Below are 13,904 nucleotides of genomic sequence, written 5' to 3'. Positions count from 1 at the left end.
GGGGGGGGGGGGGGGGGGGTGTGGGGGGTGGTGGTGGTGTGGGGGGTGGTCGTCTTCGGGGGGTGGGGTCCCCCGGGCCGCCCCCCCGCCCCCCCGCCCGCCCCCCCCACTACCGTTGCTTCCTCCCTCCTTTGCCGCGCAAAAGAGAGGAGGTACTCAGCGCAGCAGGCGGCCGGCGTCGAGCAGGATCATCGGTTGCTGGCCGATGCGGGCGATGCCGCGGAACAGTTCATTGGAGATCTGGCAGATGCGCGCGGTGTCCGGCGGTTCGATCTGCGAGTCGTTGAGGTTGGCGACGTCTTCCACCGCCGACACGCGCAGGCCCAAGGTCTCGCCGTTCTCTTCCAGCACGACGATGCGGGTCTGTGAATCCTCCGGCGCGCTTTGCACGTCAAGATGGCGGCACAGGTCCATCACCGGCACCACCTGCCCACGCAGATTCATGATGCCGAGCATCGCCGGGCCGGTGCCGCGCAACGCCAGTAGCGGCACCGGCAGCACCACTTCCTGCACCTTCAACAGCTCCAGTGCATAGGTCTGTTGCCCGCAGCGCAGGCGCAACCAGCGCGAACTGCGCTCGGCGGCGCGGCGCTGCTGGGGGCTGCTTGCCGGGCGCTGGGCCTGTGCCTGCAGTTCCTGCCAGGTGCTTGGGCGCACGTCTGCTGATGGATCGGGCAAGGCGCGCACGTTCGGCGTGCTGCGTGGTGCAGCAGCCGGACTCACCGGCAAACCCGCGGCGGTCTCAAATGCGGCCTGCAGATTGGCGCTGTCGCTATGGGCGAGCTTGCGGCTTTCAGCAGGACCGGTTTCGTAGATCACTTCGTCCGGCAGGTCATCCCAGGTCGGCGGGCGGCCTGCATTGGCAGCATTGGTCGCTGCCATCGCGTCGTCGAAGGCAGCCTGCAGGGCTGCAGTGTCACCGGGTGCAATTGCAGCAGGCGTGGGTGCCGGCGTTTCGGCAGCTTTGGACTGTGCCTGCGCCAGCGCGGCTTCAAACACGGCTTCGAGCTCGGCGCTATCGCCGGGCGCTTCGAAGGTGGCGGGTTTGGTGACGTCGGCCGGCGCAGCCACGACGGGTGCCGGCACTGCCTCAAGCAGCAGCTCGCCCAGATAGTCATCCAGCACATCGTTGCTCATGCGGCCTGCTCCAGCTGCGTGGCCTCACTGGCCAGCAACCATTCGAGCGCATGGCGGTAAGCGGCCATGCCGCGGCCTGGATAATCGTCACCAAGTACCGGCACGGTCAGCGCAGCAGGATTGCAGATACGGGTGTCGACCGGAATCGCGTCTTCCCAGACGCGTTCGCCGTGCCGGTCCTGCATCAGCTTCAAGGTTTCGTTGCCGGCACGGGTACGACGGTCGAACAAGGTGGGCAGCACCGAGATCGGCAGGGCACGCTTGCGCGAGCGCTCGACCATTTCGCCGGTACGGACCATGCCGTCCAGGCCATGCAGGGCCAGTGGTTCGGCCTGGGTCGGAATGATCAGGCGGTCGGCGGCAGCCAGGGCGTTGATCATCAGCAAGCCCAGCGTCGGTGCGCAGTCGAGCAGGATGTAATCATGCTGCTCGCCATGGCGGGCAAGCGCCTGCTGCAGGGCCAGGCCCAGACCGGGCTGGTTGGCGCTGCGACGTTCCAGCGTGGCCAGGGAGGCCTGCGCGCACAGATAGTCCAAACCAGGGATGTCGCTGTGGCGGGCCAGTGCAGCGATCTCATGTGGCGGCGTGGCGAACAGCTCCTGTACGCCCTGCGGCACCGGCTCAACCGGCACGCCGAATGCGCGCGTCAGCGAGGAATGGGGGTCCAGGTCGATCAACAGCACCTTGTGCCCACGTGCGGCAAGGCCGCGCCCGAGTGACAACGTGGTGGTGGTTTTGCCGACGCCGCCTTTTTGGTTGGCAATGGCCCATATACGCATCATTGGACTCCTTCGATGACCGCCGGTACCGCGCTGCGAACGGCGGGTGCGGCTGTGGTGCCGCCGTTGCCGCCTTCGTCGCTGGTGCTGGCTGTGGTGTTGCCGGAAGCAGGCAGATCGGCTGCCGCTGCCGAATCGGCGAGGATGATCACCATCACCCGCCGGTTGCGGTTGCGCCCTTCGGGCGCATCGTTGCTTTCGCGGGGGCGGAACTGGCCATAACCCACCATCGCCAGACGCTGTGGCTGCACGCCGTGATCGGCGAACAGGTGTACGACGCTGGCTGCGCGTGCGGCTGACAGCTCCCAGTTCGACGGGAACTGCGCGGTGGCGATCGGCAGGTTGTCGGTATGGCCTTCCACGCGTACGCCGTTTGGGGCATCCAGCAATACATCGGCCAGGGTGCCGAGCGTGTTGCGAGCGCCGGTGTCCAACGCCGCCGAACCAGTAGTGAACAAAATGTCGCTGTTGATCTCGACTTCGATCCACAGTTCGGTACGGCGCACGGTGATGACGCCCTGCTTGACCAGCGGGGCCAGTGATTTGCTCAGGCGGTCAGCAATCTGGTTGAGCTGGCGCTCGGCGCGCTGCAGCTGTTCCTGGTTATGGGCCGACACCGGCATGCGCATATGCGAGGCCATCGACGGCAGCTGGGTGGGGTCGGCCAGTGCGCCACCGGTCATGCTTGGTGCGCTGATCACCGATGGCGAATCAAAGCCACCACCCTGCAATTGTTTGTTGCCCACCTGCACCTGGCTGATGGTGCGCGGGGCGCCACCGAAGGCCGTGGTCAAGGCGTCGGCCATGACCCGGTACTTGCCCTCGTTCAAGGACGAGATGGCGTACATCACCACGAAGAACGCGAGCAGCAGCGTCATCAGATCGGCATAGGGGATTGCCCATGCTTCATGGTTGGCGTGCTCTTCGTGGTGCTTGCGGCGGGCCATGGCTCAGTTCACGTAGCCGGCCAGGCTGTTTTCGATATTGCGCGGGTTCTCGCCCTGGGCAATCGCGATCAGGCCTTCGATGATCATTTCGCGCTCACGGCAGCTGCTGGCGATGACGCCCTTGAGCTTGGCCGACACCGGCAGGAACAGCAGGTTTGCAGACGCTATGCCGTAAATGGTGGCGGTAAAGGCAGCAGCGATGCCATGGCCGAGCTTGCTCGGGTCGGCCAGGTTCTTCATCACCGCGATCAGACCGAGTACGGCGCCGATGATGCCCAGGGTAGGGGCGTAGATGCCCATGCCTTCGAACACCTTGGTAGCAGCCAGATCCTGCTGCTCCTGGCTGCCCAGTTCGATCTCAAGCATATGGCGGATGGTGTCCGGCTCGACGCCGTCGACCACCAGCTGCAGGCCCTTGCGGATGAACGGGTCGTCCTGCAGCTCAACCTGCGGCTCCAGGCCGAGCAGGCCCTGGCGGCGGGCGATATTGCTCCAGTCGACGATCTGCTGGACCAGCGCGCGGCGGTCGCTGGCCGGCGGGCGGATCACCCAGCGCACGATCTTGAAGGCGTGTTTGAACACGGCCGGCGAGGTGTGCAGCAGGATGGCCGCCAAGGTGCCGATGATGACGATCACGAAGGCAGCAGGTGACCACAGCGAGGACAGGCCAGCGCCTTTGAGGATGCTGCCACCCACCAGGGAGGCGAGGGCGAGGAAGAGTCCAATGATGCTGAGTCGGTCCATGGTGCGTATATCGGCCTCGTTGTAGCGGTCTTGAATCCAATGAGCGGTGCTGCTGTTGCTGTTGTTGCTGTTGTTGCTGTTGTTGCAGCTGTTGTTAGCCCCTCTCCCGCTTGCGGGAGAGGGGGTGGGGTGAGGGCAGCTCTGGCTTTGAAAGCTAGAAGCGCCCCTCACCCGCCCCGTCTTCGCGGGGCCGCCCTCTCCCGCGAGCGGGAGAGGGGATGTTGCTTTGGTGTACGAGTTAGACGCTGCCCTCACCCGCCCCGTCTTCGCGGGGCCGCCCTCTCCCGCAGGCGGGAGAGGGGACTAGCGGGATCGCGGGATTGCAGGCAGCTTGCGTCTGCATTGCTCAGCCCTGCACTCCACGCAGCCCATCCACATCCAGAATCAGTGCCATGCGGCCGTCGCCAATCAGAGTGGCGCCGGCATAGCCGTTGAGGCCGCGCAAGGCGCGTGGCAGCGGCTTGATCACCACTTCCTCGCGGCCGCGTACCTGGTCTACCACCAGGCCGAAACGGGCTTCGCCCATCTGCAGCACGACGATGGTCAGCAGCGTGGAGGGGGCCGGGGTGACCCCCAACCACTGGCGCAGATCAAGCAGGGCCAGGGTGTGCGACTTGCGGTCCAATACCGCGCGGCCGTCGAACCAGCCCAGCGAGGTGGCCGGTGCGTGCAGCACCTCCATCACGCGGGCCAAGGGCAGGGCGTAGACGTCTTCGCCGGCCTGCACCAACAGGGTCGGCAGGATCGCCAGGGTCAGCGGGACGCGGATCAGGAAGCGGCTGCCACGGCCCAGTTCGGATTGGATCTGGATCTGGCCGCTGAGTTCGCGGATGCGTGACTGCACCACGTCCATGCCGACGCCACGGCCGGAGATGTCGGTGACTTCCTGCTTGGTCGAAAAACCGGGCAGGAAGACCAGGTGCAGGCACTCCTCGCTGGTCAGGCGGGCGGCCGCTTCCGGATCGATCAAACCCTTGTCGCGGGCCTTGGCACGCAGGCGCTCCGGGTCGATGCCGGTGCCGTCGTCCTGCACTTCGATGCTGACGTAGTCGCCTTCCTGCTGTGCGGACAGACGTACCCGGCCCATTCGCGGTTTGCCTTGGGCTTCGCGCAGTTCGGGAGACTCGACGCCATGGTCGATGGCGTTGCGGACCAGATGCACCAAGGGGTCGGCCAGTGCTTCGACCAGGTTGCGGTCCAGTTCGGTGTCGGCGCCGATCAGTTCCAGATCGACTTCCTTCTGCAGCGAGCGGGCAACGTCACGGGCGACCTTCGGGAAGCGCGAGAACACCTTGCCAACCGGCTGCATGCGGGTCCGCATCACCGCCGATTGCAGGCGCGCAGTCGCAATATCCAGCGTGGAAACAGCGCGATCGAGCTCTTCGTCCTTCAAGCGCATGCGCAGCGTTTTGAGCCGGTTGCGTGCCAGCACCAGTTCGCCGATCAGGTTGACGATGGCATCCAGGCGCTTGGTGTCCACGCGCACGGTGTGCTCGGGCTCGGCGGCCTTTGCGGCAGCTGGTTTGGCTGCGCCTGCGGCAGGGCGCGCGGGTGCGGCGGGAGCAGCGGCCGGCTTGGGCTTGGGCGCAGCAGCAATGGCTTGCACGGCGACAGCGCCGGGTGCGGCGCCGCCATGCAGTTTGTCCAACAGGGCTTCGAATTCGTCCTCGTCGATCAGGTCATCGCCGGCCTTTGCCGCAGCGATGGGCTGGGCACCGGGGGTGCCGCTGCCATGCAGTTCGTTGAGCAGGGCTTCGAACTCGTCTTCGCTGATCAGGTCACTGTCGCCCGCAGGCGCAGCAACCGGTTGCGCGACCGCGACGACCGGCGCGGCGCCAACATCGAACTGCGCGATCAGCGCAGCAGGTGCGTGTTCTGGTTCGGTGCCCGAAGAGACTGCGTCGAGCATGGCCTGAAGCCAGTCCAGCGATTGCTGGGCGGCATCAAAATGGTGTGCCAGCAGTTCGGCCTTGCCGGCGCGGGCCATGCCGAGGGTTTCCTCGGCGGCGTGGCACAGTTCCACCATCGGATGGATCGCCAGAAAACCGGCGCCACCTTTGAGTGTGTGGAAACCACGGAATACGGCGTTGAGCTGCTCGCTGTCATGCGGTGCCTGTTCCAGCGTCACCAGCTGCTCGCCGAGGCGATCCAGGATCTCCTGCGCTTCGAGGATGAAGTCGGCGGCGATGTCGTCGGCAAAAGCACTCATGGCTTACAGCCCCAGATCCGAGAGCAGGTCGTCGGCGTCGACCTGCGACACGGCGTGGCGGTCCAGGCCATTGACGGCCGGACCAGCCAGTCCCTGGTTGCGGGCGTCTTCTTCCGGTGGCGGCAGGCCCAGCGCGCCAAAGCCTTCATGCACGCGACGGACGATGCCAACCACGCGGCGGATGATCTGCCCGGTCAGGTCCTGATAGCTCTGGGTCAGCGCCACTTCGGTGAGGTTGTGGCGGATGCGTTCGAGGATTTCGCCTTGGTCGGCATTGAGGCCATCGCTGCGCAGGCGCTCGGTCAGGGCGCGGCATTCCTCGGCCAGATCCAGTGTGCGGTGGGTTGCCTGCTCGGTCATCTGTACCACGTGATCCAGGCGAGCGCAGGCGTCATCCAGCTCGCCGGCTTCGCTGGGCACGCTGGGCAATTCGCCCAGGGCCTGACCCAGTTCGCGTGCGAGCCGGCCCAGGCCGGACATCATCGGCTGGGCGCGCAGGGCGGCCAGCGCGTCGATTTCCCGGCGCCAGCCGGCTTCGTCGCCGCTTTCCAATGCTGCCAGTGCGTCCTGCAGGCGCTGCACCAGGGCCGATTTGTCGTTCAGTGCTTCCCCGAGCTGGTTCATCAGGCGCTCGCTGCCAGGCGTTCGAAGATCTTGCCGAGCTTCTCTTCCAGCGTCTGCGCGGTGAACGGCTTGATGATGTAGCCGTTCACGCCGCTCTGCGCGGCCTCGATGATCTGCTCGCGCTTGGCTTCGGCGGTGACCATCAGGACCGGCAAGGTCTTGAGCTTGGCATCGTTGCGGATGGCCTTGAGCAGCTCGATGCCAGTCATCACCGGCATGTTCCAGTCGGTGACGACGAAATCGAACGGCTGGCTCTGCAGCAGTGACAGCGCGGCATGCCCGTCCTCGGCTTCGGCGGTATTGGTGAAGCCCAGATCGCCGAGCAGGTTCTTGACGATGCGACGCATCGTCGAGAAGTCGTCAACGATCAGGATGCGCATGTTCTTGTTCAAAAGGCTTTCCTCTTCATGGTTCCTCGAGGCCGGCGTCTGCCGCCTCGAAAATCTTCAGCCGCCCGCGCAGGCGCAGCATGGCTTGGCCGTGGATCTGACAGACGCGGGATTCGCTAACGCCCAATACCGCGCCGATTTCTTTCAGGTTCAATTCCTGCTCGTAGTACAGCGACAGCACCAGCTGTTCGCGCTCCGGCAGGTGGCCGATGGCCTTGCCCAGCTCGGCACCGAACTGGCTGCGCTCCAACACCTGCTGCGGGTTGGGGCCGCCGGTGGTCGGGGTGTCCAGTTCGCCCTGGTCTTCGATGCGCGATTCCAGGCTCAGCACCTGCCCGCGCGAGGCATCTTCGACCAGTCGCATATATTCGGGCAGCGGCAGTTCCATCGCTTCGGCCACTTCGCTGGCGCTGGCCGCGCGGCCGCTGCTCTGTTCCAGGCGGCGGATGGTGGCGGCGGCATCGCGGGCGCGGCGGTGTACCGAGCGCGGTACCCAGTCGCCACGGCGGATCTCGTCGATCATCGAGCCGCGGATGCGGATGGATGCATAGGTCTCGAACGATGCGCCCTGCTCGGCGTCATAGCTGCGCGAGGCCTCGATCAGACCCATCATGCCGGCCTGGATCAGGTCATCGACCTCGACGCTGGCCGGCAGGCGCGCGGCCAGGTGGTGGGCGATGCGGCGGACCAGGTCGGCGTGGCGGGTAATGCAGTCATTGGCCGCACTGCGCTGGACTTCACGGTATTGAGCGGCTGCATTGTTCATGCCTTCACCTTCTGCTGGATGATGCGTTCCAGGAAGAACTCAACGCCGCCGCGCGGGGCGGTTGGGGCTTGCCAGCGCGCGGTGCGACGGGCGATTTCGTTGATGGCCAGCGAGGCTGGCGCGGAAGGGTAGAGCTTCACCACCGGCTGCTGGCGCTGCACCGACAGGCGCAGCCAGTCGTCCTGCGGCACGCAGCCCAGGTAGTTCAGCGAGACATCGATCAGGAACTTCTCGCAGACCCGCACCAGCTTTTCGTACAGGGCGCGGCCTTCATTAGGGTCGCGCACCATGTTGGCGACGACCTGGATGCGGTCCACGCCGCGCTCGCGCGAGAGCACCTTGATCAGCGCGTAGGCATCGGTGATCGAGGCCGGCTCGTCGCAGACCACCACCACGGTGTCCTGGGCGGCTTGGCAGAAGGTCAGCACGCTGTCGGTGATGCCGGCGGCGGTGTCGATGATCATCACATCGAGCTCGCGTTCCAGCTCGGAGAAGACATTGACCAGGCCAACGTGCTCGGCCGGCTGCAGTTCGGCCATGTGCCGACGGCCCGAGGCGGCGGGCACGACCAGCACGCCGTTCGGACCTTCGATGATGACTTCTTCCAGCGTGGCGCGGCCGGCGACCAGATCGGCCAGGGTGTGCTTGGGTTGCAGGCCCAGCACCACGTCGATGTTGGCCAGGCCCAGGTCGGCGTCGAGCAGCAGGGTGCGTTTGCCCATGCCTGCCAGTGCCACGGCCAGATTGGCCGAGACATTGGTTTTACCTACACCGCCCTTGCCGCCAGTGACCGCGATGGTGCGTACCGGGCCGGCTGGTTCGTGCCGGGTTGCCGACAGCGGGAAGGTGTTGGTCAGCTTGGCGTACTCACGCGACTGCATTGTTCAACTCCGTGTTGCAGGGCATATCGGCCGCGCGGCGCAAATCTTCAAGGCGGAGTACAAGATTTGCGGCAGAGGCCCGATAAAGGTCTTCCGGGACGTCCTGGCCGTCGGTCACCCAGGTGATCGGCAGGCGGTGATCGACCGCCACCGACAGGGCCGAACCGAAGCGGCCGGTCTCGTCCAGCTTGGTCAGCACCACGCCCTGCGGGTTGGCGGCGCTGAAGCGGCGCACCACTTCGTCCATGTCCTGGAAGGCGGTGTTGGCCGGCAGCACCAGCAGGGTGCGGATCTGGCCGGCGGCGCGCAGCCACTGCAGCTGGGCAGTGAGGGCGCGGTCGCGCTGGCCCAGGCCGGCGGTGTCGATCAGCACCAGCTTGTAGTCGGCCAGCTTCTGCAACAGCTGGTTCAGGTCGGTGCCGCTATTGGCCTCGTGCACGGCGATGCCGAGCTGGCGGCCGAAGCCGTACAGCTGCTCGCGGGCGCCGATGCGCTGGGTATCGGTGGTGACCAGGGCCACGTCGCGGGCGGCATGGGCTTCGGCGAAACGCGAGGCCAGCTTGGCGATGGTGGTGGTCTTGCCGGCACCGGTGGGGCCGACCAGGGCGATGACGCCACCGGTTTCCATCGGGTCGACCGGTGCGATCGGCAGCTTCTTCGAGATCAGGCCCAGCATCAGCCCGCGCGCGCGGCTGGGGTCGATGTCGGCCGGGATCTGGGTGGCGACGTCGCGCGCCAGGCCCGCGTCGAAACCGTATTCGTCCATCAGGTCCAGCGCATTGGCGCGTACCGCGCTGCCGCGCAGGCGTTCATCGGTGAAGCGGTTCATCTCGCGCTCGATCAGGTGGCGCATGCCGGCAACTTCCTGGCGCAGCTGGCTGAGTTGTTCGTCGTCGCGGGTGATGATCACTGGTGCGTTGGTGCCTGCACTCACCGGGGAGCTGGCGACGGCGGCGGCAGGTTCAGTGGATTCAACAGCGCTGGCGATCAGGCCTTCAGCGGGCTGCGGGGTAGCGACTGCAGCGATGGCTGCTACCGCAGCGACCGGCGCTGCGATTGCCTCGATTGCGGGCGCTACTGTGACGGGTGCGATGGCGGCCGGGGCTGGATTGAGCACCGGTGCCGCGGGAAGTGCCGGGATGGCTGCGGCAACGGTCGGCTGCGGCAACTCCGGCTCCGGCATCGGCGGGTCGATGACAAAGCGAGCGCGTTCCATCGGTGCAGGCGGCTCGATGGTGACGGCGGCGATGGCGTCGGCAAAGCTGGCCTGCTGGCTGACCGCGGGTGCGGCGGCCAGCGGCGCGACCGCAGCGGCGCTGCCGGCGGGACGGAAAGCCGGCACCACCGGCAGTTCGTCGGCGCTGGCCGGCTGGGTGGCGAAGACGGGCTGCGAGACCGGCGCGCGCGGAGCAACCGGTTCAACGTCGGCGGACTTGAGCAGGCCGGCGAAACGGCTGCCCGGTGCCAGCTCGATGCTGTTGTCGATGGAGCGGCCGGTGGCGCCAACCGCCGAACGTGCCAGCGCGGCGACGGCCGAGGTGGTGGCGGTGACCGGTTCCGGCTCCGGCGTCTTGCGGCGGGTCATCGCGGCCATGATGGCTTCGGCGGCGCTGCGTGGCTTGGCCGGTGCCGGTGGGGCCGGGCGGGTGGCTTCCAGGGCCTGCTTCACTGCGGTTTCGTCGTAATGCGCGGCCGCCACGATCTCCACACCTTCCTCGATCCGGCGGTTGGACAGGATCACGGCATCGGGGCCATGTTCCTTGCGCACGAGGTTCATGGCGGTGCGCATGTCAGCGGCGACGAAACGTTTGATCTTCATGCTTTGGTACCGGGAGTGAGGCGGCGAAGGAGTGGCGTTGGCGATGTCGAACATGACGAAGCGGGCTCCTTCTTGCGGAATGGGGGCGGTGCAACAGGTGTCTGGTTTCCGTCACCGGCATGGCTGCCGGTGTCGGCTTTCGGGCTGCCTCAGCTGATCGTGCCGACCAGCTTCAGGCGTTTGTCTTCCGGTACTTCGCTGTAGGCCAGGACCGACAGCGAGGGAACGCTGTGGCGGACCAGGCGTGCCAGCGCGGCGCGGACCGGGGCCGGTACCAGCACTACAGCCGGTTCGTTTCGGGCCTCCTGCTTGCCGACGCAGTCGGCAAGGCTTTGGTGGAGGCGTTCGGCGAGACCAGGTTCCAGTGCGGCGCCATTGCCTTGTGTTGACTCCTGCAAGACGCGTTCCAATTGCGGGTTGAGGGTGAACACCGGCAGCTCGGGCGAGGAACCGGCGATCTCCTGCACGATGAAGCGGCCCAGTGCATTGCGTACTGAGGCGGTAAGTGCCGCGGCGTCCTGGGTGACTGCGGCGGCTTCGACCAGCGCTTCGGCGATCTTGCGCAGCTGGCGGATCGGGATGCGCTCGACCAGCAGGTTCTGCAGCACGCGGGCCACGGTGGACAGCGGCAGCGCCTTGGGCGACAGGTCTTCGGCCAGCTTGGGCGCGCTCTTGGCCAGGGTCGCCAGCAGCTGCTGCACTTCCTCGTGGCCAAGCAGTTCCGGGGCGTGCTCGCGGATCAGGTGCGACAGGTGGGTGGCAACCACGGTGGCCGGATCGACCACGGTGTAACCCAGCGATTCGGCATGGGCTCGCTGATGCGGCTGGATCCAGGTGGCGTCCAGGCCGAACGCCGGGTCTTTGCCGGCAATGCCTTCCAGCTTGCCCATGGCGCTGCCCGGGTCCAGTGCCAGTTCGCGGTCCGGATGGATGTCGGCGGTGCTGACCGGTACGCCGTGGATCAGCAGGCGGTAATGGGTAGCCGGCAGCTCCAGGTTGTCGCGGATGTGGACCGGTGGAATCAGGAAGCCCAGGTCCTGGGTGAGCTTGCGGCGCACGCCCTTGATGCGCGTCATCAATTCGCCGCCCTGGGCCTTGTCGACCAGCGGAATCAGCCGGTAGCCCACTTCCAGACCGAGCGGATCAACCGGGCGCAGCTCGTCCCAGGTCAGTTCAGCGGTGGGGGCGGGCTGCGGCTGGCCGAGTGCGTTCAGGCCGCCTTCGTTGGCGGTGGCTTCGTTGCTTGCGGGCTTGGCGGCAGCGGTGGTCTCGCGTTTCCACAATTTCCACGCGATGAAGCCGAGGATCGCCGCCAGGGTGAGGAAGGCGAGGTTCGGCATACCCGGCACCAGGCCGACCAGGCCGATGATGCCGGCGGTGATGGCCAGTGCGCGGTACTGGCCAAACACCTGGCCCATCATCGCCTCGCTCATGTCCTGCGAGCGCGAGGCACGGGTGACCAACATGGCCACGGCACTGGAGACCAGCAGGGCCGGCAGCTGTGCCACCAGGCCGTCACCGATCGACAGCAGCGTATAGGTGGCGGCGGCGTCACCGAACGGCATATCGTGCTGCAGCACGCCCACGGCGAGGCCGCCGAGCATATTGATGAAGAGGATCAGGATGCCGGCGATGGCGTCGCCACGGATGAACTTGCTGGCACCGTCCATTGCACCGTAGAAGTCGGCTTCCTCGCGGACTTCCTCGCGGCGCAGCTTGGCTTCTTCGCGCGTCAGCAAACCGGCGTTGAGGTCGGCGTCGATCGCCATCTGCTTGCCGGGCATGGCGTCCAGGATGAAGCGGGCGGTCACTTCCGACACGCGCCCGGCACCCTTGGTGATGACCACGAAGTTGATGATGGTCAGGATCGCGAAGACCACGATGCCGACCGCGTAGTTGCCGCCGATGACGAATTCGCCAAAGGCGGCGATCACCTTGCCGGCGGCTTCATGGCCATCCTGGCCGTTGAGCAGGATCACGCGGGTGGAGGCCACGTTCAGCGCCAGCCGCAGCATGGTGGTGACCAGCAGCACGATCGGGAAGATGGTGAAGTCCAGCGGGCGCTTGACGTAGACGACGGCCAGCAGCACCAGCATCGAGATCGCGATGTTCAGCGTGAACAGGGCGTCCAGCACCGGCGGGGCCAGCGGAACCACCACCATTGCCAGCAAGGCCAGCACGATCAGCGGTGCGCCCAGCCCGTGGCGCAGCATGTCCAGCACGCGGCGTGCGGAGAAACCCGAAGTCTGGGCGTTCATCGGCTGCCTCCCTTGCCGAATTCATCAATATCGATGGGTGCCATCTGCGGCATCGGGCCCGTGCGCCATTGGCGCAGCTGGTAGACGTAGGACAGAACCAGGGCAACAGCCGAATACAGTCTCACGGGGATTTCCTTGCCGAGTTGGCTTTCCCGATACAAGGCCCGTGCCAAAGGCGGTGACGAGACGATGGCGACCTTGTTGCCGTCGGCCACCTGGCGGATGCGCAGGGCCAGTTCGTCGACGCCGCGGGCGACCACGGTGGGGGCGTTCATGCGCCCGCTTTCGTATTTGAGGGCGACCGCGTAATGGGTCGGGTTGACCAACACCACATCGGCGGTTGGCACCGCTTCCATCATCCGCCGCTGCGACAGCTGCATCTGCATCTGTCGGATGCGGCCCTTTACCTCGGGGCTGCCCTCGCTTTCCTTCATCTCGCGACGCAGCTCTTCGCGGGTCATCTTCAGCTTCCGCAGCCAGTTCCACTTCTGGTATGGCGCATCGATGGCGGCGAGCAGGGCCATGGCGCCGGCCGTGGCCAGCAGCAGCTTGAGGGTGAAGGCCAGGCCGCGGCCGATGGCGCTCTCCAGCGGCAGGTGCAGCAGGCCGCGCAGCGCATCCACGCCATGCCAGACGCACAGGCCCGCGGCGGTGCCGACGAAGGCCACACGCAGCAGGGACTTGACCAGCTCTGCCAAGGCCTCTGGACCGACCAGTCGCTTGATCCCGGACATCGGGTTCATGCGGTTGAAGTCCGGCATCATCGCCTTGCTGGAAACGCGCAGACCGCCCATCAGGACCGGAGCGATGAAGCCAGCGAGCAGGCACACCAGCAACAAGGGGCTGAAGGCCAGCATCAGTTTGAGCAGCATCCAGCCAGCGTGGCCAAACAAGGCGTTGGGGGTGTCCAGCAGCCCGACTTCAGGTGTCAGCGCGGCCTTCATCCACTGCCGTGCCGAGCCACCCATCGAGCCGCCCATGGCGTATAACGCCAGCACCGCAGCGACGAAGACGGTGGCGGTGGCCAGCTCGCGGGAACGCGGGATATTGCCTTGCTCGCGGGCCTCGCGCAGGCGTTTTTCGGTGGGGAGTTCGGTTTTTTCCCCGGCCTGTTCGTTCTCGGACATCGCCTGGCATGGAAGAAGGGTTCTTCCATGCCCGTGCAAAAATCATTCCAAACCCCGGCCGTAGTGCCGAGCCATGCTAGGCAGGGGCATTGCAAGCAACCAAACCGCCCACCTGTAGTGGGGGGGGGGGGGGGGGGGGGGGGGGCGGGGGGGGGGGCGCGCCCACCCGCCCGCCGGCCGCGGCCGCGGGGGGCGGGGGGGGGGGGGGAGGGGGGGGGGGTGAG

12 protein-coding genes are annotated in these 13,904 nt (G+C 66.5%); all 12 read right to left on the bottom strand.

Annotated features, from left to right (window positions below; genetic code table 11):
- Positions 1 to 156: 156 nt before the first annotated feature.
- Positions 157 to 1,137: a chemotaxis protein CheW gene (locus ACVOLV_RS20270; RefSeq protein WP_481555927.1), complete on the bottom strand. Its 981-nt coding sequence runs from the start codon at positions 1,135 to 1,137 to the stop codon at positions 157 to 159.
- Complete coding sequence (locus tag ACVOLV_RS20265; protein ID WP_481555928.1) at positions 1,134 to 1,916, bottom strand: ParA family protein; 783 nt, start codon at positions 1,914 to 1,916, stop codon at positions 1,134 to 1,136. Before ACVOLV_RS20265 ends, ACVOLV_RS20270 begins: the two co-directional genes overlap by 4 nt.
- The gene (motD, locus tag ACVOLV_RS20260) at positions 1,916 to 2,863 is read right to left on the bottom strand and encodes a flagellar motor protein MotD (protein ID WP_481555926.1); all 948 of its coding nucleotides are present in this window, start codon (positions 2,861 to 2,863) and stop codon (positions 1,916 to 1,918) included. Before motD ends, ACVOLV_RS20265 begins: the two co-directional genes overlap by 1 nt.
- Positions 2,864 to 2,866: 3 nt before the next feature.
- Positions 2,867 to 3,607 carry a flagellar motor protein gene (locus ACVOLV_RS20255; protein ID WP_303749798.1) on the bottom strand — a complete coding sequence of 247 codons (741 nt, stop codon included), beginning with the start codon at positions 3,605 to 3,607 and terminating at the stop codon, positions 2,867 to 2,869.
- A gap of 346 nt (positions 3,608 to 3,953) precedes the next feature.
- A complete protein-coding gene (locus ACVOLV_RS20250) occupies positions 3,954 to 5,816 on the bottom strand; it encodes a chemotaxis protein CheA (RefSeq protein ID WP_481555925.1) in 1,863 nt (620 codons plus the stop codon).
- A 3-nt stretch (positions 5,817 to 5,819) separates the two neighbouring features.
- Positions 5,820 to 6,440: a protein phosphatase CheZ gene (locus tag ACVOLV_RS20245; RefSeq protein WP_481555924.1), complete on the bottom strand. Its 621-nt coding sequence runs from the start codon at positions 6,438 to 6,440 to the stop codon at positions 5,820 to 5,822.
- The gene (gene cheY, locus ACVOLV_RS20240) at positions 6,440 to 6,832 is read right to left on the bottom strand and encodes a chemotaxis response regulator CheY (RefSeq protein WP_303749801.1); all 393 of its coding nucleotides are present in this window, start codon (positions 6,830 to 6,832) and stop codon (positions 6,440 to 6,442) included. The genes ACVOLV_RS20245 and cheY overlap by 1 nt, the downstream gene beginning before the upstream one ends.
- Before the next feature lie 13 nt (positions 6,833 to 6,845).
- Entirely contained in the window at positions 6,846 to 7,595 is a 750-nt protein-coding gene (locus ACVOLV_RS20235; RefSeq protein ID WP_303749802.1) for an RNA polymerase sigma factor FliA, read from the bottom strand.
- Positions 7,592 to 8,476, bottom strand: coding sequence for a MinD/ParA family ATP-binding protein (locus ACVOLV_RS20230; protein WP_282271271.1), 885 nt, complete (start codon positions 8,474 to 8,476; stop codon positions 7,592 to 7,594). The genes ACVOLV_RS20235 and ACVOLV_RS20230 overlap by 4 nt, the downstream gene beginning before the upstream one ends.
- Positions 8,463 to 10,295 (bottom strand): flagellar biosynthesis GTPase FlhF, encoded by a 1,833-nt coding sequence (gene flhF, locus ACVOLV_RS20225; protein ID WP_481555923.1) that lies wholly within the window; start codon positions 10,293 to 10,295, stop codon positions 8,463 to 8,465. Before flhF ends, ACVOLV_RS20230 begins: the two co-directional genes overlap by 14 nt.
- 149 nt (positions 10,296 to 10,444) lie before the next feature.
- Complete coding sequence (flhA, locus tag ACVOLV_RS20220) at positions 10,445 to 12,553, bottom strand: flagellar biosynthesis protein FlhA (RefSeq protein ID WP_481555922.1); 2,109 nt, start codon at positions 12,551 to 12,553, stop codon at positions 10,445 to 10,447.
- Entirely contained in the window at positions 12,550 to 13,680 is a 1,131-nt protein-coding gene (gene flhB / locus ACVOLV_RS20215) for a flagellar biosynthesis protein FlhB (RefSeq protein WP_481555921.1), read from the bottom strand. The genes flhA and flhB overlap by 4 nt, the downstream gene beginning before the upstream one ends.
- Between the last annotated feature and the right edge of the window lie 224 nt (positions 13,681 to 13,904).

This window comes from Stenotrophomonas sp. STEN023, from assembly GCF_056760135.1.
Note: the sequence above shows the minus strand (reverse complement) of the source record. Positions and strands in the feature narration are given on the sequence as shown.

Excerpts from the sequence above, each read along its gene's own strand:
- flhB (WP_481555921.1), bottom strand. The coding sequence starts at position 13,680 with ATGTCCGAGAACGAACAGGCCGGGGAAAAAACCGAACTCCCCACCGAA.
- ACVOLV_RS20245 (WP_481555924.1), bottom strand. The coding sequence starts at position 6,440 with ATGAACCAGCTCGGGGAAGCACTGAACGACAAATCGGCCCTGGTGCAG.
- flhA (WP_481555922.1), bottom strand. The coding sequence starts at position 12,553 with ATGAACGCCCAGACTTCGGGTTTCTCCGCACGCCGCGTGCTGGACATG.
- flhF (WP_481555923.1), bottom strand. The coding sequence starts at position 10,295 with ATGAAGATCAAACGTTTCGTCGCCGCTGACATGCGCACCGCCATGAAC.
- ACVOLV_RS20270 (WP_481555927.1), bottom strand. The coding sequence starts at position 1,137 with ATGAGCAACGATGTGCTGGATGACTATCTGGGCGAGCTGCTGCTTGAG.
- ACVOLV_RS20235 (WP_303749802.1), bottom strand. The coding sequence starts at position 7,595 with ATGAACAATGCAGCCGCTCAATACCGTGAAGTCCAGCGCAGTGCGGCC.
- ACVOLV_RS20250 (WP_481555925.1), bottom strand. The coding sequence starts at position 5,816 with ATGAGTGCTTTTGCCGACGACATCGCCGCCGACTTCATCCTCGAAGCG.
- ACVOLV_RS20230 (WP_282271271.1), bottom strand. The coding sequence starts at position 8,476 with ATGCAGTCGCGTGAGTACGCCAAGCTGACCAACACCTTCCCGCTGTCG.
- motD (WP_481555926.1), bottom strand. The coding sequence starts at position 2,863 with ATGGCCCGCCGCAAGCACCACGAAGAGCACGCCAACCATGAAGCATGG.
- ACVOLV_RS20265 (WP_481555928.1), bottom strand. The coding sequence starts at position 1,916 with ATGCGTATATGGGCCATTGCCAACCAAAAAGGCGGCGTCGGCAAAACC.
- ACVOLV_RS20255 (WP_303749798.1), bottom strand. The coding sequence starts at position 3,607 with ATGGACCGACTCAGCATCATTGGACTCTTCCTCGCCCTCGCCTCCCTG.